This window comes from uncultured Roseobacter sp. (genome assembly GCF_947501835.1).
Classification (GTDB): domain Bacteria; phylum Pseudomonadota; class Alphaproteobacteria; order Rhodobacterales; family Rhodobacteraceae; genus Roseobacter.
Genome location: NZ_CANMXR010000003.1, coordinates 1 through 25,985 on the forward strand (window position 1 = coordinate 1; position 25,985 = coordinate 25,985).

Consider the following 25,985-nt stretch of genomic DNA (forward strand, 5'->3'; position numbering starts at 1 on the left):
ATACGCCGCGCGACCTACGAGGAATCCGAAGGCTGGTACGCAGGCATCACCGCAGATATGTTCAGCTGATTTGGCGGCCCCGGGCCTGCGGTAGATCAAGGCCCGGGCCTGCGCCTTGTGCGAGAATGTCGAAACAACCTGGGAGGTCACGTGATGAAACATATCCTTATTGCCGGGGCTTTTGCCCTAATCGCCGGCCAAGCCGGTGCGGCAGATCAGGCGGTTACCTATCCTTTTGATGGCAGTTTCGAAGACGCGACCTTTGCCGTCGAAAGCGCCATTGTCGGGCGCGGTCTGGTGATCGACTACGTCAGCCATACCGGCGAAATGCTGAGCCGGACAGCGGCGGATGTTGGGTCAGATGTTGAGCTTTTCAAGGAAGCGGACATCTTCCTGTTTTGCTCGGCGCAAGTGTCGCGCCGGGTGATGGAAGCCGACCCGATGAACATTGCCCATTGCCCTTATGGCATCTTCGTCGCGGATCAGGCGGGCGCGGTGATGATCGGCTATCGCCAATACCCCGAGGGCGAAATGCAGCAGGTGCAGGCGCTGCTCGATGAGATCGTGCAGGAGGCCATGGAGTAAAGGCTGCCAGCTTTGTCCGGTGTGTGCATCAGCTTGACACAGGTCAAAGCTCTCCACGCGATTGATCATTAGACCCGCGCGCAGCGGAAAGGCAGTCTCATGCTGGAAAACCTGATGGATCAATTCGGGGAGGGCGCGGTCTTGATGATGGCTGGCGCGCTGGTCGGCCTGGTTTTTGGCATCGCGGCGCAACACGCAAGGTTTTGCCTGCGGGCCGCCACCGTGGAGGTGTCGGAGGGTCACTTTGGCGAGCGTTTGTTCATCTGGCTCATTGCGTTTTGCGCCGCCGTCTTTTGTGTGCAGGCCGCCATTGCAGCGGGTTTTCTCGATGTCTCGGAGGCACGCCAATTGGCGGCCACTGGCAGCATGTCAGGCGCAGTGATCGGCGGGCTGATGTTCGGTGCGGGTATGATCCTCGCACGCGGCTGCGCCAGTCGATTGCTGGTGCTTTCGGCGACCGGCAATCTGCGCGCGATCGTGACGGGGTTGGTTCTGACGCTGGTGGCCCAGGCATCGCTACGTGGCGTCTTGGCTCCCATGCGTGAGGATCTGGCGCAACTTTGGCTGATCGAAGGCGGCGCAGCGCGCAGCCTATTGGCACATCTTGGCCTGACGTCGGGAGCGGCGAGCGGTCTCGCAGCGCTTGGTCTGTTGGGGGCACTAGCATTTTCCGCAGGATGCCGGACCGGGCCTTCGCGGATGGTCGCCGCCATCTGCGTTGGCGGAGCCGTTGCTTTGGGCTGGCTCTTGACCTTCGCCATTGCCCAAACCTCGTTTGAGGTGGTCGCGATCTCATCGATCACATTTACCGGACCGTCCACCGACACGCTGATGGGTCTCGTGAACAGCACCCAGATGCCATTGGGGTTTGGCGTTGGGCTGGTCCCGGGCGTGTTTGCTGGTGCAGGGTTGATGGCGCTGGCCGCGGGAGAAGCGAAAATCGAACGTTTCGGCCCCGAAACCCCGATGGAGCGATACCTGATCGGGGCTTGCCTGATGGGTTTTGGCAGCATGCTGGCGGGCGGCTGCGCCGTTGGGGCGGGGATGTCCGGTGGCGCCATCTTTGCCGTCACCGCTTGGGTGGCGGTCTTTTGCATGTGGGTGGGCGCGGCGATCACGCATCGGTTGACGCAAAACCTGCGGGTGCCAACACCGGCCTGAGCGGCCTATTCGAACTCCATCTGCTCGAAAACGCGGCCCGCGTTCTTGGTGGCTAGTTCCTCGAAGGTATCGAGATGCGCATAGGGCGATTGGTCCACGTAATAGGCTTCCGCCAGCCCACCTCCCGCCTCCAGATGCGCGCCCACTTTTTCACGCAGATATTCCAGATAGCCTTTCGTGTAGCGCCGCACCTGATCCATATTTGTCGGGTGCCCGTGGCCGGGAATGACATAGGTCGCGCCAAACGCCTCGAATTCACTGTCCCAGGTTTCCAGCCAATCCGCCGTATAGGTGTGTTCGAATATCGGCAGCATACGTTCGTGAAAGGCCATGTCACCAGCGATCACCAGGCTCTGATTTGGCAGCCAGATGACGATATCGCCGGGCGAATGTGCCGGGCCAAGATAGCGCGCTTCGATCCGGAATGGGCCCATCTCAACGATGTAGTCATCCTCAAACGTTTCGGTCGGACCCTGCAGCGTGGTACCCGCCGCCTGGTCGCGGTTGTACCGCTTCATGCCCTCCAGAATGCTGCCACCATATTCCGCCACCTCCTCGGCGGCATCGGCATGGGCAATGATGGGCACGTTCTGTTCGGCCCAATAACTGTTGCCTAAAACAGCATGGCCCTGACCGTTTTCATTGAACACCAGTTTGACCGGCTGATCGGTCACCGCTCTGATTTCATCGTGCAGTGCCTTTGCCAGCCCGTATGCCGCGCCGCCATTGACCACGACAACGCCTTCGCCTGTGACAATGAAGCTGAGGTTATTATTATGCCCGGCGTTTTCATAGGTCGGCGGGGCGGTGGCCCCGATGGCGGAAAACACCCCCGGGATCACCTCGACCGGTTTGTTGTAAAGCAGCGAGCCGGGATATTTGTCCGCGATATCTTCACTGGCGCTCGCTGTCGAGGCGAGCAGCGCAATCAGGGTCCATCGCATCACATATCCTCCGTCACAAATCGATAGGCATCGCCATCGCGTGCGACCCAGCCCAGACCACCACCAGGCAGATGAAACCCCAGCAGGGCGATCTCATCTGTTGCCAATTGGTCGAGTAAGCGCATCCGGGTTTGCGCGCCCAGGTCGCGGTCCTGATCTGCCCCTGTTGGCCAGTCGGGGCGGGCAAAAGCCACATGCGCGTTGCCAATCGCGTCCCCGCCAACCAGCAGCGCCTCTGATCCCTCCCGTATCTCGAAGGACATATGGCCCGGCGTATGGCCAGGGGTGCCATGCGCCATTACGCCCGGCAAAATCTCCTCTGCGTCCCGGAAAAACGTGATCTGATCCCGGATCGCCTCAAGCCTGCGGGCGGCGCCTACGGCAAAGGACGCACGCGCATCGCCGATGGTATTTACCGTATCGGGATCGGTCCAATAGTCCCATTCAGCCTGACCAATCATCAATTGCGCGTCGGGAAACACCGGATCGTCGAAATCATCGAGAATTCCCCAAAGGTGGTCGGGATGCGCATGGGTGAAAACCACATGGGTGATGTCATCGGGCGTGACGCAAACCGCTTCAAGCTTATCGAGCATCCGTCCGGCGCTTGGCATGAAACCAGCGCCAGAACCTGCGTCGAACAGAACGGCTTTATCCGCCTGACGCAGGAGGGTCAGGTTGCAGGGTGGCTCAACCTGATCGGTAGAGATGCCATGTTTGGTGAGGATGACGTCGAGATCTGCCTTTGGTAATCCATCGAAAAAGAACCCGCCCGGCAGGACAAGATGACCATCACTGATGCTCATGACTTCGAATGTTCCCAAACGGAGTGTTGTCTGAGCCAGCGCGCGCCAGGGTGGTCCGCAAAGGGCAAGACCGCCCAGGCCTGAAACAACCTGTCGCCTGTCCAGTTTAATTACAGCGCTCCTCCCTCAAAACAAATTCTATTTAATGAATATGATACTATTGCCGAAGCAATGACAAGCCTCCCTGTCCCGAGATGGCTTTGCGACGGGAGGTGGAAAACCGATGTCTGGAGCCCGGTCAGTACTCTGGAGATGACCGATGCGTCTGCGAAGCTCTTGCGGGGTCAGCGACCTGGGTTTGAAACCGGTGTTTTCGCCAAAAGGATCCGCAAACTAAGACTAATCTCTTAACTGCAGTGCCCATAAAAACCTTGCATTGAAGCGCCAAGTCGACTTCAATTGTCTTACATTTAAAAACGCGACCAATCAAACCGCGATTTTGCGCGACTTCGATATCCCGAAGTCCAGAAAACCAAGAGGTAAAACCGAAGGCACAGCACTTAAACAACGGACAACGACCGGGAGGAAAATTCGTGAATTTAAGACCAGATCCAACATTCCACGCCACACCGCAGCTTGCCATGCAAGCGCCCACCGAAAACTACGCATTCACGGTGATGCTCAGTCCGGATGGGTCACAATCCGATGGCATTGCTGTGGTCGATGTGAACCCAAAGTCAGACAGCTATGGTCAGATCGTGCATCAGGTCATTGCGCCCTATCAGGGGGACGAATTCCACCATTTTGGCTGGAATGCCTGCTCTTCCGCGCTGTCGCCGCTGACCGGTCATGCGTTTCTGGAACGGCGGTATCTCATCGTACCGGGCATCCGGTCATCGCGGATCTACATAATCGATGTCAAAGAGCCGCTTGAGGCAAAAATCCACAAGATCATCGAGCCCGAAGAAGTCTTTGCCAAGACCGGGTATTCGCGGCCCCACACGATCCACTGCGGGCCCGAGGGGATCTATGTCTCGACCCTCGGGGGCGGGGGTGAGGATGGGACGGACGGTCCGCCGGGCATCTTCATCATGGATTGCGAAACCTTCGAGATCATCGGCCGCTACGAGATGGACCGGGGTAAGCAGGACAAGCACTATGATTTCTGGTGGAACTTGCCGCAGGACTACATGGTCTCCTCCGAATGGGGCCTGCCGCCGCAGTTCGAAAACGGAGTGGTGCCAGAGGATCTGCTGAGCAACAAATACGGCCACTCAATCCATTTCTGGGACCTGCGCGCGCGCAAGAATATCCAGACGATGGATTTTGGCGAGAACCATCAGATGGCGCTGGAAATCCGGCCCGCCCATGATCCGGCGAAATCCTATGGATTTTGTGGTGTGGTGGTCGACACGACCAACTTGCAGGGGGCGATCTTTACCTGGTGGCGTGATGACGATGGCGTCTGGCAGTCGAAAAAGACCATCACCATCGATCCACGGCCAGAGGATGCCGACAACCTGCCTGAACTGCTGAAAGGATTTGGCGCGGTGCCGCCGCTGGTCACAGACATCGACCTCAGCCTGGATGACAAGTATCTCTATGTCGCGTGTTGGGGGTTGGGCGAGATGCATCAATATGATGTGACCGACCCGATGACTCCAAAGCTTGCGGGTAAGGTGGAACTGGGCGGGATCGCACGCGGGACCGCACACCCGAATGGCAAACCCTTTGCCTATGGGCCGCAGATGGTGGAGATCAGCCGGGATGGCAAACGCGTCTACTGGACCAATTCGCTCTATTCCACCTGGGACGATCAGTTCTATCCCGATGATGAAGGCGGGCAGATGGTCATGGCGCATGTCGGCGAAAACGGCGGGCTGACGCTCGACAATGACTTCTACGTAGATTTTCCAAAGGGTCTGCGGTCACACCAGATCCGGCTGGAGGGGGGCGACTGTTCCACAGACAGTTTCTGCTACCCCAACGTCTGACCCTTGGATGATCCAACCTCCATGGCGGCCCTTTGGGGGGCCGTCATTTTCTCCGGTTTCTATCACGGTGTGAACCCCGGCATGGGGTGGCCGCTTGCGGTGTCAGCCGCGCTTTTTGAACATCGTACCGCGGCGCTGTTGAGCGCGCTTGTCGCGCTGGCCATCGGGCATCTGCTGGCCATGACCGCGATCCTGTTGCCGTTCACCATGATGATCACGCTGGTGCAATGGGAGGCCGAAATCCGCATCGGCGCCGGCGTTCTTGTGATCACATTAGGGGTCTACCTGCTTTGGAACAGGCGTCACCCCAGATTTCTGGCCCGTGTCAAACCCAGCAAGCTGGGGCTTTGGTCGTTTCTTGCGGCACTTGCTCATGGCGCGGGCTTGATGCTCGTCCCCATCTATCTGGGCATTTGCGCCATCGCCGATACCGATGCAGGCCACGCGGCGGCAGGTGTACTCATGGCGTCCAATTTCAATATCGCGCTGGCTGTTGCCGCATCGCATACCCTTGCCATGACCGTGGCAGGCGGCGCGCTTGCGGCGGGCATGTATTTCTGGCTGGGGCTCAAGTTTCTGTCGAAGTCATGGTTCAATTTGGATGTGGTCTGGGCGCTGAGCTTGATCCTGGTTGGTGTGATTGCCGTCCTGAGCGCCAAATAATTCCCCGAAAAACCGCGAACGTATGACCAGTTTTTGCCCGCTCGGTCGCCTGACCGCGGCGCGCCAGATTCGGCGCTCAGCGGCATTGAAAAAAACTTTTGATCGCTGCCCCAACTCCGCTTGCCAAGCGATCCATAAATCGCGGCTGTGGGCCGCCAAATTGTTGGGGCGCTAACAGTAAATTTGGTTAACAACACGTTAACACACAAGGCCCTGTGATCGTTGGGTTTTGGCAAATTGTCGCACCAATAGTTTACAGTTTCAACTTTAAATTGAAAATAGAGTTACAAAAAAAATGACCAAATACAGTAAGATAATGACTATTTTACATTGAGTGCCTTAAAGGTATTTACAATTCCTCGGGGCGAAATCCACCTGTCGATACGGAAATTTCCCCGCCGCCATTACGCATAGGAGGCCGAAATGGACACCGTAGAAGAGCCCATCACCCGAAAATCTGAAACGTCAAATGTGGCGACGTCCGACGCAAAAACGCCGCACGTGAATGCGGCGCAATATGCCTCGCTTTACGAGGCGTCGGTCGCCGATCCGGCGGCATTCTGGGCCAAGCAGGGCGGGCGCCTTGATTGGATCAAGCCCTTCACGAAAGTCAAAGATGTCGACTTCACCCTGGGCAATGTCTCGATCAAGTGGTTCGAAGATGGTGTCCTGAACGTCGCGGCCAATTGCATCGACCGCCATCTGGCCACGCGCGGCGATCAGACCGCGATCATCTGGGAGCCAGATGATCCAAAGGACGACGCCCTGCACATCACCTACAAGGACCTGCATCGCAGCGTCTGCAAGATGGCCAACATCCTCGAAACGCTTGGCGTGCGCAAAGGTGACCGGGTGGTGATCTACCTGCCGATGATCCCGGAGGCCGCATACGCGATGCTGGCCTGCGCGCGGATCGGGGCGATCCACTCGATTGTCTTTGCCGGGTTCTCCTCGGATGCGCTTGGCGCTCGGATCAACGGATGCGACGCGAAGGTTGTGATCACAGCCGATGAAGCCCCACGGGGTGGCCGCAAAACCGCGCTGAAATCAAATACCGATGCGGCCCTGCTGCACTGCAATGACAAGGTCAAGTGTCTGGTGGTCAAACGCACGGGCGGTCAAACCACCTGGACCGACCGCGACTACGACTACAACGAAATGGCGCTGGAGGCAGACGACACCTGCGCACCGGTGCCGATGAATGCCGAAGACCCGCTGTTCATCCTCTACACCTCCGGCTCCACCGGGCAGCCCAAGGGCGTTGTACACACATCTGGTGGCTATCTGACCTATGCCGCGATGACCCATGAGATCACCTTTGACTATCACGATGGCGATGTTTTCTGGTGCACGGCGGATGTGGGCTGGGTCACCGGGCACAGCTACATCGTCTATGGCCCGCTGGCCAATGGCGCGACGACGATCATGTTCGAGGGGGTGCCAACCTACCCCGACGCGGGGCGCTTCTGGGCGGTTTGCGAAAAGCATAAGGTGAACCAGTTCTACACCGCGCCCACAGCCATTCGGGCGCTGATGGCGGCGGGCGATGACCCCGTGAACCAATATGATCTGTCTGACTTGCGGGTGCTCGGCACCGTGGGCGAACCGATCAATCCCGAAGCCTGGAATTGGTACAACACGGTTGTCGGCAAGGGCAAATGCCCCATCGTCGACACCTGGTGGCAGACCGAAACGGGGGGGCACCTGCTGACACCACTGCCGGGGGCCACCGAGCTGAAACCGGGTTCCGCTCAACAGCCATTTTTCGGAATCATCCCCAAGGTGCTCGACCCGCAATCGGGTGTTGAGATCACGACAACCGAGGCCGAAGGTGTCCTGGTGCTCGCCGACAGCTGGCCCGGTCAGATGCGCACCGTCTGGGGCGATCATGAAAGGTTCGAGAAAACCTATTTCTCTGATTACAAAGGCTATTACTTCACGGGTGACGGCTGCCGCCGCGATGCGGATGGGGACTATTGGATCACCGGCCGTGTCGATGACGTGATCAACGTCTCCGGTCACCGCATGGGTACTGCTGAGGTCGAAAGCGCGCTGGTCGCACATGCAAAAGTCGCTGAGGCCGCTGTTGTTGGCTATCCGCACGACATCAAGGGGCAGGGCATCTACGCCTACGTGACCCTGATGAATGGCGAAGTGTCATCGCCCGAGCTGCGCAAGGAGCTTGAGGTTTGGGTGCGCACGGAGATTGGCCCGATTGCCAAGCCTGATCTCATCCAATGGGCGCCGGGCCTGCCGAAGACCCGCTCCGGCAAGATCATGCGGCGCATCCTGCGCAAGATCGCCGAGGACGACTACGCGACCCTTGGCGATACATCGACGCTGGCCGATCCCAGCGTGGTGGATGACCTGATTGATAACCGCATGAACAGAAAGGACACATGATGGACGGAACACGCACACCTCACGTTGCCCCGGTCCTGATCCTGTTGGGCCCACCGGGCGCCGGCAAGGGTACGCAGGCGCGCATGCTGGAAGAGAAATTCGGGCTGGTGCAACTGTCGACCGGCGATCTGTTGCGCGCGGCGGTGGCCCGTGGAACCCCGGCGGGCAAGGAAGCCAACGCGGTCATGGAAGCAGGCGGTCTGGTTAGTGATGAGATTGTTCTGGCCATTCTCAGCGACCGGCTGAAGGCTGCGGATTGCGCGCAGGGCGTTGTGCTGGATGGGTTCCCCCGCACCACCGGCCAGGCCGAAGCCTTGGACGACCTGCTGGCGAAAGCCGGTCAACGGATCAATGCGGCGATCTCGCTCGAAGTCGACGATGCGAAAATGGTCATCCGCATCACCGGGCGTTTCACCTGCGGCGGCTGTGGCGAAGGATATCACGACACCTTCAAACCGACCAAAACCGACGGCATCTGTGATGCTTGCGGGTCGCAGGACATGAAGCGCCGCGCCGATGACAATGCCAGCACGGTGATGTCGCGGCTGGATGCTTATCACGAACAGACCGAGCCGCTGATCCGTTACTACGACAGCAAAGGGGCGCTGGAACGCATCAACGCGATGGGGGAAATTGATACCATACGGCGCGAGATCGCCCGCGTGGTGACCCCTATTACGGCCTGAAATCAAAAGCTTGCGCACCCGCTTGGGGTGCTCGAGCGCTTTGGGAACATCAAATGAGGAGGGACACTCAATGACGGATCAATCGATAAGAACAAAGGCCGCGGAGGATGGCACCGGCTACTGGTCGGCAAACATTCGCATCATCACCATCAGCCTGATCATCTGGGCCTTGGTATCCTTCGGTTTCGGCATTCTGCTGCGGCCTGTGCTCGCGGGCATCGAGGTTGGCGGTACCGATCTGGGCTTCTGGTTTGCCCAGCAAGGCTCCATTCTCGTCTTCCTTGGCCTGATCTTTTTCTACGCCTGGCGGATGAACAAACTCGACCGTGAATACGGCGTAGAGGAGGACTGATCTGATGGACCAGTTTACGTTAAACCTGCTGTTTGTTGGCGCGTCATTCGCGCTCTACATCGGCATCGCGGTGTGGGCCCGGGCGGGCTCCACATCTGAATTCTATGCCGCCGGTCGGGGTGTCCACCCTGTGACCAATGGCATGGCCACGGCGGCGGACTGGATGTCTGCGGCCTCCTTCATCTCTATGGCCGGCCTGATTGCCTTTACCGGCTACGACAACTCCTCCTTCCTGATGGGATGGACCGGTGGTTACGTGTTGCTGGCGCTGTTGCTTGCCCCTTACTTGCGTAAGTTTGGCAAGTTTACGGTGTCCGAATTTATTGGTGACCGGTTTTACTCCCCAACTGCACGCCTCGTCGCTGTTATCTGTCTTATCGTTGCGTCCACGACGTATGTGATTGGTCAGATGACAGGGGTGGGCGTGGCTTTTGGGCGGTTCCTTGAAATCTCCAACACGGCTGGTCTGTTGATCGGGGCCTGTGTGGTTTTTGCCTACGCGGTGTTCGGCGGCATGAAGGGCGTGACCTATACGCAGGTGGCGCAATATGTGGTGCTGATCATGGCCTATACGATCCCGGCCGTGTTCATCTCCTTGCAGCTGACGGGCATGCCGATCCCAGCGCTGGGGCTCTTCTCCGAGACCACTGCAACCGGCGGCGAGGGCTCTGTCTACCTGCTGACCAAGCTCGACCAGATCGTGACCGACCTGGGCTTTGCGAGCTACACCGAAGCGCATAAGGATAACCTCAACATGGTGCTCTTCACGCTGTCGCTGATGATCGGCACAGCGGGTCTGCCGCACGTGATCATGCGCTTCTTCACCGTGCCGAAAGTGTCCGACGCCCGCTGGTCGGCGGGCTGGGCGCTCGTGTTCATCGCTTTGCTCTACCTGACAGCCCCGGCCGTCGGTGCGATGGCGCGGCTCAACATCACCGAGCTGATGTGGCCCAATGGTACCAACGGTGAGGCGGTATCGGTCGAGACCATCGAAAGCGATGAGCGTTATGATTGGATGGCCACATGGCAGAAAACCGGTCTTCTCGACTGGGAAGACAAGAACGGCGACGGCAAGATCCAATATTACAACGACGAGTCCGACGCGATGACGGCAAAGGCCGCGGAAAACGGCTGGGAAGGCAATGAGCTGACTAACTTCAACCGCGACATCCTCGTGCTGGCCAACCCCGAGATCGCGAACTTGCCCGGTTGGGTGATCGGTCTGGTGGCGGCGGGCGGCCTTGCGGCGGCGCTCTCCACAGCGGCGGGTCTGCTGCTGGCGATCTCTTCAGCGGTATCTCACGACTTGCTGAAGGGTCAGTTGACGCCGAACATGTCGGAAAAGGCGGAACTGCTCTCCGCGCGGATCGCCATGGCCGTGGCCATTGGTGTGGCTACGATCCTCGGGCTCAACCCCCCAGGATTTGCGGCGCAAACCGTGGCGCTGGCCTTTGGTCTGGCAGCGGCGTCGATCTTCCCGGCGCTGATGATGGGCATCTTCTCCAAGCGGGTGAACAACGTGGGCGCAGTCTCGGGCATGCTGGCCGGTCTGATCTTCACGCTGGTCTACATCTTCCTGCACAAGGGGTGGCTCTTCATCGCGGGCACCAATTCCTTCCCCGATACCGTTGACGGATCGCTCTTTGGCATCCAGTCCACGGCAATCGGTGCAGTGGGTGCGCTGATCAACTTCGGGGTCGCTTACGCGGTGTCGATGTCGACCAGGGACACCCCGCAGGAGATCAAGGACCTTGTCGAAAGCGTGCGGGTGCCTGCCGGTGCCGGTGCCGCGGTCGACCACTAAACCAAGGGGGCCAGCGGTGCAGATACCGCTGGCCCCACCTTTGACTTTTGCAACCGCGGGGTGTTTCGACGCCCTGACATCCAGGACTTCCTCATGACCGAGACGGCGCAGTCTTTCCTCGCTCAAATCCATCCCTATGATGCTTTGCCGGACGGGGTGCTGAGCGAAATTGCCAACCGGGTGGAATGGGTGGCCATGGCGGCTGGTGATTCGATCTACCAACATGGTGCGCCGCTACACGGTCTTTACATTATTTTCAGCGGTCAGGTGTCGGTGCGCGATGCGCATGGTAAGGAAGTCTCCCAGCTTCAGCGGCAGAACTCCTTTGGCGAACGGGGGCTTTTGCAGGACGGCAAGGCCGCGACCTCGGCCAGTGCCACCGAAGACAGCCAGCTGATCTGCCTGCCGCGTGATCTATTTCATAAGCTCCGCGCGGAGCATGAGCCGTTCCACCGTTTCTTTGACCGCTCGCGGTCGGGTGAGGCGGCCGAAGCCCTGCGCGCGTTCGATCTGACCAGTGTCCGGGTGGAAACCCTGATGGTCCCAAGCCCCTTGACCTGCCCACCGACGATGACCGTGCAGGCCGCGGCGCAGCTGATGCGGGATCGCCATATCTCCTGTCTTTGTGTGGTCGAGAATGACGCGCTGATCGGCATCCTGACGATACGCGACCTGTCAGGAAAAGCGCTGGCTGATGGGTTGGTACATGACACGCCGGTCAGCGTGGTGATGACCGCAAACCCGCGTGTCTTGCCACCCTCCGCCATCGGGTCGGACGTGCTGCATATGATGATGGAATACCGTTTGGGCCACCTGCCGGTGGTCTCTGCAGGCCGCTTGGTGGGCATCGTCACACAGACCGACCTGACCCGGTTTCAGGCCTCCAACACCGCAGGGTTTGTGGCAGAGGCCGCCCGCGCGGAGACCGCCGAAGCGCTGGCCGAAGTGACCAAACGCATCCCAAACCTGCTGGTGCAACTGGTGGCCGCAGGCAATCGCCATGATGTGGTCACGCGCCTGATCACCGACATCGCCGATGTGGTCACCCGCCGCCTCCTGCATCTGGCAGAAGCGGAATTCGGTCCGCCGCCCGCACGATATGTCTGGCTCGCCTGTGGCAGCCAGGGGCGGCAGGAACAGACGGGCGTGTCCGATCAGGACAATTGCCTGATTTTGGAGGATGGTCTGGACGCCGAGGCGCTCGCCTATTTCGGACCATTCGCGCAGTTTGTCAGCGACGGGCTGGACGCCTGTGGCTACGTCTATTGCCCCGGTGACATGATGGCGACGAACCCGCGCTGGTGCCAGCCGGTGTCGGTCTGGCGCGAGTATTTTCGATCCTGGATCAAAAGCCCGAGCAAAGAGGCACAGATGCTGGCCTCCGTCATGTTCGACCTGCGGCCCATCGGCGGGGATGCGAGCCTGTTCGAAGGCTTGCAGATGGAGACGCTGGAGGCCTCAGCCGCCAACTCCATCTTCACCGCGCATATGGCCAGCAACGCGCTGACCCATGCCACGCCGCTGGGCCTGCTGAAGGGGCTGGCGACGATTCGGTCGGGCGAGCGGCGCAACACCATTGATCTCAAGCTCAACGGCGTGGTGCCAGTGGTCGATCTGGGACGCATGTACGCGCTGCAGGGCAAGCTCGACGTGATCAATACCCGCGCCCGGCTGGAGGCCGCGATGGCGGCGGATGTGGTCAGCAAAAGCGGTGGGCGCGATTTGCTCGATGCCTACGATCTGGTCGCCCAAACCCGGCTGAACCATCAGGCCAACCTGATCAAGCAGGGTGAGGCACCCGATAATTTCCTGCCACCCGCCCGGCTCTCAGCTTTTGAGCGCAGCCATCTGCGGGACGCCTTTGTGGTGATCAAGACGATGCAATCAGCGTTGATGCAGGGACGGGGTGTATTGGGCTAGGATCGCGACAAGAGGGGGAGGCACATGTTTTTTGAATTGATCGGAACGATTGTTGCAGGAGCGGCTGCGGCGCTGATCGTCTGGGCCGTGAACCGGACGCTCAAGGGCCGTCTGCCGAAATGGCTGGTGCCCGCGGCGGCGGGCGCTGCAATGCTGCTGGCGACGATCTCCAGCGAATACGGCTGGTACGGGCGCACCACGGCCAATATGCCTCAGGGGTTGGTGGTTGCCCAGACGGTGGAGGAACAGGCATTCTACCGCCCCTGGACCTACGCGCGGCCCTTCGTATCCCGTTTCGTGGCCGTCGATCAGGCGAGCCTGCGTACCCATCCTGAACAGCCCTCGCGGCGTATCGTTGATCTGGTGTTTTACGGCCGCTGGGCACGCACGGCAAAGGTGCCGATGCTCTTTGACTGCGCCAATGCGCAGCGGGCGGATGTGGTCGATGGCATTGAGTTTGACACGGGCGGCGATGTGCTTAATGCAGACTGGCGCGCGGTTGCGACGGATGATCCCGTTTTGAAAGCTGCCTGCGAGGAGGTCTGACATGTCCACGCTCAGCCTCCGCTTGCGGGTGTTTCTGTTCTTCGGTCTGATCGGGGGCGGCGGGCTGGCGGTCATTGGCGGCGCGCTCTGGTTGGGGTTTCGCCAGCTTGGTGATCCCGAGGCGCTGTCGTCCTTCATGACCGTGGGCATCGTTTCGGCCTTCGGGTTGCTTGCGCTGGCGACCTTTGTCTGGCGACTTTTCGACGAAAATGTCTGCAAACCGATCGAACATATCGCGGCGCAATTCCGGGTGCGCGCCAACGCAGACATCAGCGGACAGATCGATGCGACAGCGGCGAAATATCTCGGCGATCTGGCCCCTGCCGCCTCGGCGATCCATGCAAAGCTTGGCGCTGCGGCACAAGATACGGCAGAGACCGTCGCCCAGAAAACCGCCCGGCTGGAACGGCACCGCGCTCAATTGTTGCGCATTCTCTCGGACATTCCCGTGGCTATGATCGTCGCCACACCTGATCATCAGATCGTACTCTATGACGGGCAAGCGGCCGATCTGATGGAGTGCGAAGCACCCGCCCGGCTGAATGCTTCGGTGTTCGACTATCTGGAAGACACCGCCATTCACGCAGCGCTGGCTCGCATGCGCACCGAGGGCATAGAACGCTGCGAGATCACCACAAAGGGGCGCTCCGGCGCGATCTACACGGGACATATCCGCCGGTTCGATGCGGAAGCCGGTTACGTTCTGATGCTGGAGCCGCTGGACCCTGATGCGGCCCGACCCCTCGTCTATGACTTTGACCTGTTTGAAAGAAACCGGCCCGATGACCCCGACGATGCCGACCTGCGGGATCTGACCTTTGCTGTTTTTGACAGTGAAACCACCGGGCTTGATCCAACGACGGACGCGGTGGTGCAATTGGGGGCGGTCCGGGTTGTCAACGGAAAGGTCATCGCCGCAGAGACGTTCGAGACGCTGGTGGATCCGGGCCGGCCGATCCCGCCGGGATCAACCAAGGTGCACCGCATCACCGACGATATGGTCGCAGGCGCCCCCGGCTTTCCCGAGGCCTGCGCGGATTTTCATACCTTTGCGCAGGGGGCGGTGATCATTGCCCATAACGCGCCTTTTGATATGGCGTTTCTGCACGGCTGCGCGGCTGAAAGTGGTGTCGACTTCGACAACCCGGTGCTGGACACGGTGCATCTCTCCGCCATTGTTTTTGGCGGGTCGGCAGAGCACACGCTGGATGCTATCTGTGACCGGCTCGCGGTGGAAATCCCCGATGCGCTACGTCACACGGCCCTGGGCGATGCGATGGCCACGGCTCATGCTTTTGTGTCCATGCTGCCCATTCTTGAAGCGCGCGGCCTGCGCACATTCGGCGCGCTTCGGGCCGAAGTTCAAAAACATAGCCGTATCCTGAAGGTTCAAAGCTGACCGATCTGACATTTCGCGGCGTATCCCCCGCGCTTCCGATCTATTTGGCGAGCAGGAGATCACAGGGCGGGTTACGGATCAAACCGGCGGAAAAACCGCCGAGAATGTACCGACCTGCGTTTGATCGCGTATGCGCCCCGATGGCCAGCAGGTCATAGTGTCCCTTGTCCATGACCTCATGCAGCGCATCACGCGCTTTCGCTTCGACAAAAACCGGATCGGGCAGGTCACCTGGAAGATCGGATACGGCCTTCCAAGTGGCATAATCACGCTCGGCTTCTTTGCGAAACGACACCTCATGGGCGTGAAAAAGGGTCAATTCGGCCCGCGGCGCGATCATTCGGATCTTGTGCAAGGCCGAGGCGCAAACCCGTGAAAGATCAACGCCGCCCAAAACGCGGGCATAGGCTTCATCTGCCTTATTTGCCACAAGGAGGACTGGCAAACGGCTGGAACGGATGAGATGCTCCATCGTGGTCTCTTTGATGTGGTCAAGAAAGACCCTGCGGCGATGCAGGCCGACAATCAACAGGTCGGCATTCAACGACCGGGCCTGTGCATTGATTTCTTCGATTGTGTCACCGACAACCACCTTGATCTCATGGTCTATCTTGCGACCGTCTGCGTCTGCTGCAACCTCGTCGGACAGCGTGCCAGCCGCTTCGCGTTGGACCTGATTCGACAGCGTTGTGGGCATGGCATCGTCGACCACGTGCAATACAGTCAGCTTGGCATTCAAATCCGCCGCCAGGTTGACGCCGCGCCGAACCGCCTGGCGCGACCGCTCTGACAAATCGCTCGCCACGATGATGCTTTTCACTTTCCTATCCCCCTCCCGGATCCATGTGTTTTCGACCTGCTTTATATGTGGGGAGGGGTTCCACTCAGACAAGACGCCAGTGGTAGGGATCGGCTTGATTTTGTTGAAAAACGCGAGGTGAGGGGTGCAAAAAGAACCGGTTTCGAAATCGCCAATGGTCATGCCGGCAAATGGGTAAATACGGGTCATGACATATGTTCGCATAGGCTTCTCAGCTAGTCGTCGCAGGCCACATCAGCCAGATTTAAAAGGCGATATTCTATGCCTATGCAAACGGTTCACGCGCGCCCGTCACCTACCACCCTCATGCGGCAGGCTGGTAATGAGCACCTTTGCCAAATCGCCGCCATCATGCGCCAGAAAGATGTGCGTCTTGGGCAGCGGCGGCAATCCGTAGTCAGAGGGGGCTTCGACCAGTTTTCCAGTAACCAGCGATTTGGGTAAAACAGCGATTGCCAGGTCTGAATTCAACGCCGCGATCTGACCCATTGAGGTATCGCTTGAATAGGCGACACGGTGGGATAACCCTTTCTTTTCCAAGGCCTGCAGGGCAGCCTCGCGCCACGCACAACCAACCTCTGCAATCGCAAGCGGCAGGGGAGAGCGCTCAATTGCACGTCCACCTTCGCACATCGCCCAGATCAGCGGCTCGGAAGAGAGTTGCTGAACCTTCATGGACGTGTCCCTGACCTCATTGAAGAGCGCGACGTTCACCTCTCCGTTCGCAAACATGTTCTGTACTGCCTTGCTCGTTCCCAGGGATACGTCGACCACAATGCCGGGGTGGGTTTCAGCGAGCTTTTGTAAAATCCCAGGCACCTGCGACACCCCGAGATCATGTGGCGCCGCCAATCGCAGATGCCCGGTCAGCGGTGAGCCGCGAAAATGCGCCATTGCCTCGTCGCTGATCCCCAGCAGCCTCCGGGCATAGCCGAGCAGGACCTCGCCCTGATCCGTCAATTCGACATGGCGGGCGTCTCGGGTCATCAGCCTGGCGTTGATCTGTTCTTCCAGTTTGCCAATCTGCAAGCTGATCGCCGAGGGCGACCGGTTCACACGTGCCGCTGCTCGTCGAAAGGTGCCGGTTTCGCAAATCGCCACGAAGCTGCGCAGCGCCTCCATGTTGAAGGTTCTGTTCGCAAGGGGCGGTGATTGCTTGTCAGTAATGGTTGAGGAAAAGTGATTCACAAATAGAGAACATATCGTTTTTCTAACTCTCGGTCAAAGCCTAGGCTCTCCCAAAAAATGGAGGGCACATGGCTAAAATCCAGAACGCGACTTTGATTGGAACGCTGTGGGCGCTTACGGCGGTATTTGTCTGGTCCGGGTCGCTGGTGCTGCTGCGCCTGGGCGTGACGACGCATCTGAACGCCTATGACCTGACAGCCTTGCGGTTCGGCTCTGCCGCTCTGGTGCTAATGCCGGTCATCCTCAAAACCGGATTTGCCTTTCGACGATTGGGCGCGGTTGGCCTTGTGCTGGTGATCTGCGGATTTGGCGCGCCTTACATCGTTCTGGTGTCACAGGCACTGCAAACCGCGCCTGCGTCGGCGGCGGGTGCGTTTAATCCCGGCATCATGGCCGTCAGCTCCGCGGTTTTGGGAGCGATGCTGTTTCAAGACCGCCTGCGATGGTTGCGGGGAATTGGTATCCTTTGCATCCTTGCCGGATTGCTGGGCTCCGCATGGTATCATCCGACCGGGCTCACCACCGGGCACGTCATCCTGATCTCGACCGGTGTGATGTGGGCGGCCTACGCGGCGGTGGTGCGCCGGGCGCGGATCTCGGCGCTGCATGCAACCGCAATTGTCGCTGTGGGGTCGGCGCTTGTGTATTTACCGATCTATTTCACCCTGCTCCCGAAAAGGATAGCCGATGCGCCATTGCAGGATATCATGCTGCAAGCCGGGTTTCAGGGCGTGTTGGTCAGTGTTTTCGCAGTCTTCGCTTTCAACCGCTCTGCGGAGCTTCTGGGCCCAGTCATTGGTGCCACGCTGCCCGCGCTTATTCCACTTGTGACGTTGGGCTTGGGTCTGGCCATTCTGGCGGAACCGGCCGGCGCATCTGAGGTGATAACCGCCCTTATCATTGGCGTGGGCGTCGCGTTGATCCTCATGGGACGGGGCCGCAAGTCCGTACCGCTGCCCAAAACCATGGCGGTGAAGTGATCCATGCCATGCCATTTGGCCCGGAAGTACAATGCCTGCAGCCTGGCGGAGCATTGACCACCAGCGATCTGGCAAGAGATCACGGGTGGATGCCAGGACGCAGGTTTCGGCAGGACAAAAGCGCACGATCAGATTGCGATCGGGATGGCCCGATCTGTCAATCGCATGCCGACGATCATCATGCGCATTGCGTCTTCTGCCGCGCGCCGGAGCAGCTTTTCGCCCTTGTCGATGGCCTCATCAAGCGAGCAGGGCCGTTTGATAATCGAGGCAAAAGCATCAATGCCGTTGTCCAGAGTTTCGTGCACGCCTTTGCCAATGGTGCCCGCCAACGCGATGGTCTGGATGCCCCGATCACGCGCACGCCGCGCCACTTCGCAGGGCACTTTGCCGTAGGGCGATTGCCCGTCCAAAGAGCCTTCTGCAGTGATCACCAGATCGGCATTCTCCAGCATGTCATCAAACCGAAGATACTGCATCACGATGTCAAACCGGGGGTGCAGCGTCGCCCCCGCAAAAGCGACAAGACCGGTGCCAAGCCCGCCGGATGCGCCGGAGCCGTTGGCCTGCCCCAGGTCCAGACCGATGGCCTGACGGATGACAGCTTCGTAGCGTTCAAGCCCTGCTTCCAACGCGTCGACCTGATTGGGGGAGGCGCCTTTTTGCGGGCCGAATACGCGGGCAACACCTTTTGGGCCAAGCAGGACATTGTGCCAGTTTACCGCCACGTCGATGGAGACCTGCGCCAATCGCGGATCGATTGGGCTGGTGTCGATCTGTGCAATTCGCGCCAGTTCGTACCCGCCAAAGCCAATTTCCTGCCCACTCGCGTCCAGCAGGCGCGCGCCGAGGGCCTGCGCCATGCCAGCGCCGCCATCATTGATGCCGCTGTCGCCGCAACCGATCAGGATCCTGTCCGCACCATGATCCAGCGCGCGCAAGATCAGCTCGCCAACGCCGTAGCTGGTGGTGCGGCCAGGGTCGCGCCTGTCTTTGGGCACGAGGCTGAGGCCCGCCGCTGCCGCCATTTCCAGAACCGCCGTGCGCGGGCCGTCGCCCCCCATGATGCCGAAAAAGGAAGAGACCTTTTCCCCAACCGGGCCGGTTACCGTGGCCTCATGAAGCGTGCCTTTGGTGGCGTTGATCAGGGCTTCGGTGAAACCCTCGCCGCCATCGACCATAGGCGCTTCGAGCACACGGGCGGACGGCAGCGCGCTTTGAACGCCGGAGCTGATTGCGCGGGTCACATCGTTGACAGAAAGAGATTCTTTGAAGCCCGAAGGTGCCACCAGGATCGTGAAAGACATTTCTTTATCTCCTTGAATTTTCTTCATAAAAGGAGAACGAAAGGGATCAGGAATTATTCCGGATTGTGGGAGAAACTTTGCAACGCAAGCGGTGTTCTGCCCACCTAGCGCAGGCCGAGCCTCTGGCGCAGATTTTGAGTAACCTGACCGATGCCACGCCTCACCGCGCGCAGATCAGCTTCGAGCTGCGTTATGCGACGAGACGATGCGATGGGCCGCTTGTTGATGGTCGTAACTTCCATACCGCGCGCTTCAGACATCCAGTTTGGACGCGGTACTGGCCTTGCGCTTTGCAACGGGATGGCCGCGGAAACACCACCACCCGCGTGTTGGATCGCAAACTGCTTTTGCGTTAGGGTAGGGCCTTCAATCATCGTAATTTCGATCTCTAACGAGGGCGTTAGCGATGCGGGTTTCACACCGAGTTGCCATGGCCATAGGATCAGTGCAGCGGCGCAGAGCGGCACGGCAACTGCGGGCATCAGCGGCAGCGCAAGGCGGAAAAGATCACGCTGCGCAAACGTCGGCTGGTCCATCGTCCCATAAATCGCGACTGGCTTGGCGCTGGCCATCATCGTCTGGCAATATCCGGTGCCAAGCACCGCCACCATCACGATGAGCGCGGGATCATGTCCGAATGCAGCAATCGGGAGGGCCACGGCGGGGATCAGAACAGCGGCGCGCGCACTGCGCGAGGTGATCACCAGATGGGAGAGCACTGCAATCAGCGCCATGAACCCGACCGCGACCGCCCGGTTTTTGGCAAAAGCTTCCGGCAAAAACGAAAGCATCCCGTCAGCGAGCCCCCGATTTGCGCCGGTCACGATCATCGCATCCGCAATGACAATCGTCGCCGTCAGATACAGGATCAGTTCCAAGTCAACGTCGCGGAAAATATCCTTGGTTTTGCGGTCGGTGAAGGGTTTGGCAAGCAGCGCCAGCGCACCGCCCAATGCGATCACGACAATCGACACATGATGCAGGCCGGTTGTCACCCACAACGCAAGCAGTGTGATGAGGATGAGGGCCAATCGTTTTTGCCGTGTATCAAGCGGTGCAGGGGGCCGGCGCAGGGCAAGCGGTGCGCGGCGCAGGTCGGCTGGTACAAAGAGCCAGAGGATCAATCCGGTTGCGAGGAGGCTGGAGATCAAGGAGACCGGGAGGACGAGCAGCATCCACTCCAGGTAACCAATAGCGGCGCCACCGGATCGGGCAATGGCGTCCACCGCAATCAGATGCGCTCCGGCCCCCAGGAGCGAACCACCAGCAGACAGTAAGATCACCGTGGGGAAAAGCAGCGCCAGGGGTCGGATCAGCCGCGTGTCCGGCAATTGCTCTTTGAGGGCCAGAAAGACGGGCAGCAAGAGCGCGGCCCGGCCCGATGTCGATGGAATGAAGAAAGCCGTAGCGGTGATCATGAAGGTCAAAACATAGGCGACCGAGATGAAATTGCCGAAAGGCACCAATGCGCGGGCGACCAGCAGTTCCATCAATCCGCTGGTTTTCAACACGGAGGCAATGACAAAAGCCGCCACCAGCAACCAGACCAGTTCTCGACCCAATGATGCAAAAAGCCGTTCCTCTGGCAGGGTGCCGGTGAGCACAAGGGCGAGTGCCGCGGCAATGGCCACCAATGAATCCGGAACACGCGTCATCGTCCAGCCCATCACCGCAAACGCGGTGATGGTCAGGGCGTTGCGACCGCCAGCATCGAGCGTCTCAGGCACCGCCCAGAACAGCAGCGCGGCGGCCATAGCCAAGGGAACCGCCAGCACCTCCGTTTCGCGCAACGGGCAATCTCCAAACAGCTTTTGGGACAGTGCAAGGCCGGTCATCTGATTTCCTTCCGCAGTAACAGTGTTGGGGGGAATACGTGATGTCGGGCCGGTTATTCCTGCGGTTGTCATAAAATCGTAACATTGGCGCAGATCCGCCCAGACCCGCGGCAGTATGGGGAATATCGCCCCCGGAAGTCCGCTTGAAAGCGTTGGGTCTTGGCTTTCTCTCCAACACATCGTCGGATGACCGCAGAGCAATAACTCCAAAATCAAGCGCCTCCCGACACGAGAAACCAACCGTTACGGGATACATTTGCTATGCACCGGAACGCCACGGCCGGGCGCCTGTCCCGCGGATTCCTTTTGACCTGATGTCGCTGTTTGGCGCGGTGATCAGAGAGTGGGTGGCGGTAAGGTTTACTCCAGAAGCAGCGGTTCTGTTGGCGGCAGCCCGGAACAGATCGGCGCGAATTGCACGAGCCCCGCGCCAAATACCTCGTCCGGGCCTTCGTCGCCCAAATCCAATGCGGTCTCGCGCAGGAAGGCTTTGACCTGCGCGACCGTCATGTCGGGCTGCTCGGACATCAAAACGGCAGCGGCGGCGGTGGCAAATGGCGCGGCAAAGGAAGTGCCGGTTTTGGTGCGCACCCCCCGCACCGATGCGGCCGTCCATACTTCAACCCCAGGGGCTGCCAGATCGACATGTGGTCCTCGGCCCGCGCGGCGATAAACCCGGCCCGAGGCGTCCACTGCGGTGACTGTCAGAACCGGATCATAAGCGCCCGGGAAAACCGGTGCTGCGCGCGGGCCGTCATTGCCTGCCGCCGAGACAATCAGAATTTGCGCGTCGCTCATCTGCGCCACCATCTCTTCCAAAAGGACGTTGTGGGGGCCAGCGAGGCTCATGTTGATAACATCGACCTGAGCCTCTGCGAGCTGATCCATCGCCTGCACGAGGTTGAAGGCATCGCTGCGTTCATCCCGACCAGCCGCATAAAAGGCGTCCACCGCAACAAGCTGGGCCTCGGGGAGCAACCCGTGTGCCCGCCCCGTGCGCGAGCCAATGAGGATTGCCGCCACGGCTGTGCCATGTTGCGCGCCCGATGTCGCAAGGCCCCCGGTATCAAAGTCCAACACCGAGAGCTGGCTGCCGATGAAGGCCTCATGGTCGGGGTTGATGTCGGTGTCGATCAGTCCGATGCGCACTGTCGGCCGGCCGCAGCTCGCCACGGCAGAGGCAGGCGGTCGCCAGCTGATCAGATCAAAGGAGGTGCAGTGCAGGCCTTCGCACGGCGTGTTGAACCCCTCGCTCATTCTGTAGAAATGGTTGAAGTCAGCCGCTTGCCCGGAGGGAAGCTGGCGGATTTCTTCGAGGGCTGTTTCCAGCGGTGTGCCGGAAGGTACACGCATCCGTCGCAGGGTGCTGTCAAAGAGCGTGACCTCGGTGACCTGCAGCACTTCGTATCCAAGTGCCAGCAATCCGTCCAAATCTTCCTGCGACAAATCGAGGACAACGATTTCATCAGCGGCGCGGGTTGGAAGCGGCTGCGGCGGCGGGCTTTGTGTGGTGCGCGCGGGCGGTGTTCGACCGAAAAGCAGGTCGAGCAGATTGCCACCCGGATTGGCCCCACCTGTTGCACCATTGCCGTTTCTGCCCCGGCTCCCCGGCCCGTCATCATCGTCGTTATCACGATCATCATCTCTGTCGTCACCATCGTCGCCGTCGTCGTCATCCGCCAAAGCGACTGCGGAAAACGGACCTTCGGATGAGACAAGTGGCAGCGCCGCGATTACCAAGAGCGTCAGCGCAATATGAAACAAGTACTTCAGCATTCGGGGTCTCCATCTAAGCCGCAAGTTGCACGTTTTGGCAGCCTCATGTCGCTAGTTATTGCGCCACAGTTCCAGATTGCCATAAAGGTAACGATGCAAAGCGCGAAAAATTCCACTCATAAAAGTGAGAGAAAAGAACAACGATGTCAGACAAGTTTGCAGACGACATCATTGCGTTTCTCCCCAACCTTCGGCGTTTCGCAATCTCGCTGTGCAGATCGCCGGATACGGCTGACGATCTTGTGCAGATCACGGTTGAACGTGCTTTTGCGGCACGCACGCAATTTGATCCGGACACGCGCCTTGAGGCGTGGTTGTTTCGCATCCTGCGCAATGCCTGGATCGACATGACGCGCCGCACCAAAACGCGTGGCACCCAGATCGATATCGACGATGCGCCCGATGCCAGCACCGTTGATGGCACCAAGGTAACCGAAACCGCCCTGATGCTGCAATCCGCCAAGGCCGCGATTGATACGCTACCGGCGGATCAACGCGACGTGATCATGCTGATCTGCGTGGAGGAGATGAGCTACAAAGAAGCGGCGGGGGTTTTGGGCACGCCAATCGGCACTGTCATGAGCCGCCTTGCACGGGCACGTATCGCCATTGGCGAAAAACTGGGAATAAACCGCGACACTGCACGTTCTTCTGGAAGTCAAGGAGACAGCTGAGATGCAACAGTCTGATTTTACAGATGAAGAATTGATGGCCTATGCCGACGGTGAATTGCCTGAGGATCGTGCTTCCGCAATGGACCTGGCCCTGGCCGACAGTGTCGAGCTTGCGGACCGGTTGGCTTTGTTCATTGAGACAAGGGCTGTTGCGAAAGAAGCCTGGGAGCCGGCGCTGCATGCGCCCGTGCCAGACCATCTGGTTCAGCGTGTGCGGGAGTTGGCGGCCGCGGGTCAGAAAGTGCAAACCGTATCCGATGACACAGTGGTCGCCTTTCAGCCGAAACCCTCCGCACCAGCGGCGCCCCCACTTTGGAAGCTGCCACTGGCGGCGAGCTTGGCCCTGGCCGTTGGCCTGGGCGCAGGCCTGATGCTGTCACCGAACAGCAGCGGTGGCTTGGGGAGTATCGAAATCGCGGCGCTCACGGATGCGCGGATCATCGCGGCCCTCAATACGGTACCGTCTGGTGAGGACGCCTTGCTGACGGATGGTGCGCGCATTGCCCCAATTGCCACCTTCTTTGACGGTGCGCAAACGCTGTGTCGGGAATTTGAGTTTGACCGTACGGACGGCATGACAATCGTTTCCGTCGCCTGCCAACGAGGCGGGCAGTGGGATGTTCAGATGGCGGTTGCAGCTGCTGCGGCGACGGACACCGGTTACGCACCTGCCTCTTCGCTGGATACATTGGACGCGTATCTTTCCGCCAATAATGCCGGTCCGCCGCTCGATCCAAGTGACGAAGCCGCTGCTTTGGCGGCGCTGCGCTAAGCCCTTCACACAAAATTCTCGGCGCGCCACGGCCTCTTCTTCGGGGCCGTTTTTATTGTTTTAAAACAGTACATTAAAAGTTCATCCTCCGTTCATTTAATTTTATCAAACCATTCATTCCGCCAACAGGATACTGACACCCCGCCTGCTTAAATTGATCCTCAGACAAACCAACCCAAGAGGATGACTGACATGACCATTCACAACTTTGATTTCGACCTGACAATGCTGCACCTGGGTGCGAAATGGGCGTTCACCACCCGCCGCGTCAATCATGATGATGTCGCTGGTCTGGACGCTGCGGTCGCCCTTGGCGTTGCCGGTGATCTGGTGCTCTGCGAGATTACTGAAATCAACCAACACCAGAAAATCCAGCTTTCCAGCGGGCGTGCGTCGACGAGCTATCTGGGGGATAAGGTGGTCCTTTGCATCGGTGACCGTTATGCCCCCGATCAGTTTGAGGGGGCCGCACGGATCACCGCCGACGGTGCGGATCTGCTGGCCGGTGGTGGCGTTGTCGGCACCATGGAGCACGCCCACGCGCGGATGGCCGAACCCACGAAACTGCGCCCGATTGGCTTGCTGACTGACCGCTCCGGCGAGGTGATCAACATTGCGCGCTACGGGCTGCCAGCCGCTGAAATTCCTGACCATGTGACCGTCATCGGCGTGTTTGGCGCGTCGATGAATGCGGGCAAAACCACAGCGGCGGTCAGCCTGGCACATGGTCTTTCGCGTGCTGGTTTCAGCGTTGCGGGCATCAAGGCGACCGGCACCGGCGCCTTTGGGGATTTCAACGCATTCGAGGACGCGGGCGTCAGCGCCATGGACTTCACGGATGCCGGTATGCCAACGACCTACCGGATGCCAATGGACCGGGTCGAGCAGGGCTTCGAGACTTTGGTGGGCACGGCGGCTGCAAACGGCGCGGATATCGTGGTGGTGGAGATTGCGGACGGTGTGTTCCAGCAGGAAACCCAGGAAATACTCGCCGGATCATCCATACGGGATCGTTTGGATGCCATCCTGTTTGCAACACCTGATGCTCTGGGCGCTGTCGGTGGTACCAAGGTGCTGGCAGATCACGGGCTGCGGCCGTTTGCGATGTCGGGGAAGCTGACGCAGTCACCGCTGGCGATGATGGAGGCGAAGATCGCGACGGGCATCCCGCAATTGTCGCGAGAGGACCTGTGCACACCCGCCGCGGTGATGGCGGTTGCGCGGGGTATTTTGCGCACGCCCAAGTCTCACAACGCCCAAGAACCTGTCCTGGTTGAAAAGATGACCGCCGCATGAGTACAATCTTGATATCTGTCAGGAGGGGCCGCGTGTTTCATGCGGCCCTATTTGCGCGTAGTGTAACGCCGCGCTATCGCGCTAGGTTATGCGAAGCCGTGCACCGTTGCCGAGAGAATACCCGTCGAAGATCG

The 25,985-nt window shown here is 59.5% G+C and carries 22 protein-coding genes; 15 read left to right on the top strand and 7 right to left on the bottom strand.

From position 1 onward, the window contains the following. Window positions 1-153: 153 nt before the first annotated feature. The gene (locus tag Q1A20_RS06785; RefSeq protein WP_299916524.1) at window positions 154-585 is read left to right on the top strand and encodes a DUF302 domain-containing protein; all 432 of its coding nucleotides are present in this window, start codon (window positions 154-156) and stop codon (window positions 583-585) included. 99 nt (window positions 586-684) lie between these two features. Next, a complete protein-coding gene (locus tag Q1A20_RS06790; RefSeq protein WP_299916526.1) occupies window positions 685-1,746 on the top strand; it encodes a YeeE/YedE family protein in 1,062 nt (353 codons plus the stop codon). 5 nt (window positions 1,747-1,751) lie between these two features. Here the strand turns inward: Q1A20_RS06790 and Q1A20_RS06795 are convergent, their stop codons facing one another. Continuing rightward, complete coding sequence (locus tag Q1A20_RS06795; protein ID WP_299916528.1) at window positions 1,752-2,690, bottom strand: MBL fold metallo-hydrolase; 939 nt, start codon at window positions 2,688-2,690, stop codon at window positions 1,752-1,754. Further along, entirely contained in the window at window positions 2,690-3,496 is an 807-nt protein-coding gene (locus Q1A20_RS06800) for an MBL fold metallo-hydrolase (RefSeq protein WP_299916530.1), read from the bottom strand. Before Q1A20_RS06800 ends, Q1A20_RS06795 begins: the two co-directional genes overlap by 1 nt. A 533-nt stretch (window positions 3,497-4,029) precedes the next feature. On the opposite strand from Q1A20_RS06800, the gene Q1A20_RS06805 reads away from it, so the two are divergent. The 9 genes from Q1A20_RS06805 to Q1A20_RS06845 all read left to right on the top strand — a co-directional run bounded on the left by Q1A20_RS06805 (window position 4,030) and on the right by Q1A20_RS06845 (window position 15,203). Continuing rightward, window positions 4,030-5,430 (top strand): selenium-binding protein SBP56-related protein, encoded by a 1,401-nt coding sequence (locus Q1A20_RS06805; RefSeq protein WP_299916532.1) that lies wholly within the window; start codon window positions 4,030-4,032, stop codon window positions 5,428-5,430. A 21-nt stretch (window positions 5,431-5,451) separates the two neighbouring features. Beyond that, the gene (locus Q1A20_RS06810) at window positions 5,452-6,093 is read left to right on the top strand and encodes a hypothetical protein (protein ID WP_299402427.1); all 642 of its coding nucleotides are present in this window, start codon (window positions 5,452-5,454) and stop codon (window positions 6,091-6,093) included. A gap of 423 nt (window positions 6,094-6,516) precedes the next feature. Continuing rightward, on the top strand, window positions 6,517-8,496 hold the full coding sequence (gene acs, locus Q1A20_RS06815) for an acetate--CoA ligase (protein WP_299402428.1): 1,980 nt from the start codon (window positions 6,517-6,519) through the stop codon (window positions 8,494-8,496). Further along, on the top strand, window positions 8,496-9,182 hold the full coding sequence (locus tag Q1A20_RS06820) for an adenylate kinase (protein WP_299403219.1): 687 nt from the start codon (window positions 8,496-8,498) through the stop codon (window positions 9,180-9,182). Before acs ends, Q1A20_RS06820 begins: the two co-directional genes overlap by 1 nt. 70 nt (window positions 9,183-9,252) lie before the next feature. Next, entirely contained in the window at window positions 9,253-9,534 is a 282-nt protein-coding gene (locus tag Q1A20_RS06825; protein WP_298975699.1) for a DUF4212 domain-containing protein, read from the top strand. A 4-nt stretch (window positions 9,535-9,538) separates the two neighbouring features. Beyond that, a complete protein-coding gene (locus Q1A20_RS06830) occupies window positions 9,539-11,338 on the top strand; it encodes a sodium:solute symporter family protein (protein WP_298975700.1) in 1,800 nt (599 codons plus the stop codon). Between the two features lie 93 nt (window positions 11,339-11,431). Further along, a complete protein-coding gene (locus tag Q1A20_RS06835; RefSeq protein WP_299402430.1) occupies window positions 11,432-13,258 on the top strand; it encodes a DUF294 nucleotidyltransferase-like domain-containing protein in 1,827 nt (608 codons plus the stop codon). Window positions 13,259-13,282: 24 nt separating this feature from the next. Continuing rightward, entirely contained in the window at window positions 13,283-13,804 is a 522-nt protein-coding gene (locus tag Q1A20_RS06840; RefSeq protein WP_299402432.1) for a hypothetical protein, read from the top strand. 1 nt (window position 13,805) lies between these two features. Next, window positions 13,806-15,203, top strand: a complete 1,398-nt coding sequence (locus tag Q1A20_RS06845) for a 3'-5' exonuclease (protein ID WP_299402433.1) — start codon at window positions 13,806-13,808, stop codon at window positions 15,201-15,203. A gap of 40 nt (window positions 15,204-15,243) precedes the next feature. On the opposite strand, the gene Q1A20_RS06850 is transcribed toward Q1A20_RS06845, so the two are convergent. Together Q1A20_RS06850 and Q1A20_RS06855 are read right to left on the bottom strand one after the other, a co-directional pair. After that, entirely contained in the window at window positions 15,244-16,023 is a 780-nt protein-coding gene (locus Q1A20_RS06850) for a universal stress protein (RefSeq protein WP_299402435.1), read from the bottom strand. Between the two features lie 291 nt (window positions 16,024-16,314). Beyond that, complete coding sequence (locus Q1A20_RS06855; RefSeq protein ID WP_299402437.1) at window positions 16,315-17,145, bottom strand: LysR family transcriptional regulator; 831 nt, start codon at window positions 17,143-17,145, stop codon at window positions 16,315-16,317. A gap of 134 nt (window positions 17,146-17,279) precedes the next feature. Between Q1A20_RS06855 and Q1A20_RS06860 the strand changes: the two genes are divergently transcribed. Then, entirely contained in the window at window positions 17,280-18,191 is a 912-nt protein-coding gene (locus Q1A20_RS06860; RefSeq protein WP_299402438.1) for a DMT family transporter, read from the top strand. A 128-nt stretch (window positions 18,192-18,319) separates the two neighbouring features. Here Q1A20_RS06860 and Q1A20_RS06865 read toward each other — a convergent pair whose 3' ends face one another. From Q1A20_RS06865 to Q1A20_RS06875, 3 genes are all read right to left on the bottom strand, one after another. Then, complete coding sequence (locus Q1A20_RS06865) at window positions 18,320-19,498, bottom strand: glycerate kinase (RefSeq protein ID WP_299402440.1); 1,179 nt, start codon at window positions 19,496-19,498, stop codon at window positions 18,320-18,322. Window positions 19,499-19,602: 104 nt separating this feature from the next. After that, window positions 19,603-21,333 (bottom strand): SLC13 family permease, encoded by a 1,731-nt coding sequence (locus Q1A20_RS06870; RefSeq protein ID WP_299916537.1) that lies wholly within the window; start codon window positions 21,331-21,333, stop codon window positions 19,603-19,605. Between the two features lie 360 nt (window positions 21,334-21,693). Then, on the bottom strand, window positions 21,694-23,109 hold the full coding sequence (locus Q1A20_RS06875; protein ID WP_299402443.1) for a S8 family serine peptidase: 1,416 nt from the start codon (window positions 23,107-23,109) through the stop codon (window positions 21,694-21,696). A 143-nt stretch (window positions 23,110-23,252) separates the two neighbouring features. Here Q1A20_RS06875 and Q1A20_RS06880 point away from each other — a divergent pair, with 143 nt between their 5' ends. The 3 genes from Q1A20_RS06880 to Q1A20_RS06890 all read left to right on the top strand — a co-directional run bounded on the left by Q1A20_RS06880 (window position 23,253) and on the right by Q1A20_RS06890 (window position 25,851). Next, the gene (locus Q1A20_RS06880; RefSeq protein ID WP_299402444.1) at window positions 23,253-23,783 is read left to right on the top strand and encodes an RNA polymerase sigma factor; all 531 of its coding nucleotides are present in this window, start codon (window positions 23,253-23,255) and stop codon (window positions 23,781-23,783) included. Between the two features lies 1 nt (window position 23,784). Then, a complete protein-coding gene (locus tag Q1A20_RS06885) occupies window positions 23,785-24,555 on the top strand; it encodes a hypothetical protein (protein WP_299402446.1) in 771 nt (256 codons plus the stop codon). A gap of 192 nt (window positions 24,556-24,747) precedes the next feature. Next, window positions 24,748-25,851 (top strand): hypothetical protein, encoded by a 1,104-nt coding sequence (locus Q1A20_RS06890; protein WP_299402447.1) that lies wholly within the window; start codon window positions 24,748-24,750, stop codon window positions 25,849-25,851. The last annotated feature ends 134 nt before the right edge of the window (window positions 25,852-25,985 follow it).

Excerpts from the sequence above, each read along its gene's own strand:
- Q1A20_RS06785 (WP_299916524.1), top strand. The coding sequence starts at position 154 with ATGAAACATATCCTTATTGCCGGGGCTTTTGCCCTAATCGCCGGCCAA.
- Q1A20_RS06790 (WP_299916526.1), top strand. The coding sequence starts at position 685 with ATGCTGGAAAACCTGATGGATCAATTCGGGGAGGGCGCGGTCTTGATG.
- Q1A20_RS06795 (WP_299916528.1), bottom strand. The coding sequence starts at position 2,690 with ATGCGATGGACCCTGATTGCGCTGCTCGCCTCGACAGCGAGCGCCAGT.
- Q1A20_RS06800 (WP_299916530.1), bottom strand. The coding sequence starts at position 3,496 with ATGAGCATCAGTGATGGTCATCTTGTCCTGCCGGGCGGGTTCTTTTTC.
- Q1A20_RS06810 (WP_299402427.1), top strand. The coding sequence starts at position 5,452 with ATGGCGGCCCTTTGGGGGGCCGTCATTTTCTCCGGTTTCTATCACGGT.
- acs (WP_299402428.1), top strand. The coding sequence starts at position 6,517 with ATGGACACCGTAGAAGAGCCCATCACCCGAAAATCTGAAACGTCAAAT.
- Q1A20_RS06820 (WP_299403219.1), top strand. The coding sequence starts at position 8,496 with ATGGACGGAACACGCACACCTCACGTTGCCCCGGTCCTGATCCTGTTG.
- Q1A20_RS06825 (WP_298975699.1), top strand. The coding sequence starts at position 9,253 with ATGACGGATCAATCGATAAGAACAAAGGCCGCGGAGGATGGCACCGGC.
- Q1A20_RS06830 (WP_298975700.1), top strand. The coding sequence starts at position 9,539 with ATGGACCAGTTTACGTTAAACCTGCTGTTTGTTGGCGCGTCATTCGCG.
- Q1A20_RS06835 (WP_299402430.1), top strand. The coding sequence starts at position 11,432 with ATGACCGAGACGGCGCAGTCTTTCCTCGCTCAAATCCATCCCTATGAT.
- Q1A20_RS06840 (WP_299402432.1), top strand. The coding sequence starts at position 13,283 with ATGTTTTTTGAATTGATCGGAACGATTGTTGCAGGAGCGGCTGCGGCG.
- Q1A20_RS06845 (WP_299402433.1), top strand. The coding sequence starts at position 13,806 with ATGTCCACGCTCAGCCTCCGCTTGCGGGTGTTTCTGTTCTTCGGTCTG.
- Q1A20_RS06855 (WP_299402437.1), bottom strand. The coding sequence starts at position 17,145 with ATGGAGGCGCTGCGCAGCTTCGTGGCGATTTGCGAAACCGGCACCTTT.
- Q1A20_RS06860 (WP_299402438.1), top strand. The coding sequence starts at position 17,280 with ATGGCTAAAATCCAGAACGCGACTTTGATTGGAACGCTGTGGGCGCTT.
- Q1A20_RS06865 (WP_299402440.1), bottom strand. The coding sequence starts at position 19,498 with ATGTCTTTCACGATCCTGGTGGCACCTTCGGGCTTCAAAGAATCTCTT.
- Q1A20_RS06870 (WP_299916537.1), bottom strand. The coding sequence starts at position 21,333 with ATGACCGGCCTTGCACTGTCCCAAAAGCTGTTTGGAGATTGCCCGTTG.
- Q1A20_RS06875 (WP_299402443.1), bottom strand. The coding sequence starts at position 23,109 with ATGCTGAAGTACTTGTTTCATATTGCGCTGACGCTCTTGGTAATCGCG.
- Q1A20_RS06880 (WP_299402444.1), top strand. The coding sequence starts at position 23,253 with ATGTCAGACAAGTTTGCAGACGACATCATTGCGTTTCTCCCCAACCTT.
- Q1A20_RS06885 (WP_299402446.1), top strand. The coding sequence starts at position 23,785 with ATGCAACAGTCTGATTTTACAGATGAAGAATTGATGGCCTATGCCGAC.
- Q1A20_RS06890 (WP_299402447.1), top strand. The coding sequence starts at position 24,748 with ATGACCATTCACAACTTTGATTTCGACCTGACAATGCTGCACCTGGGT.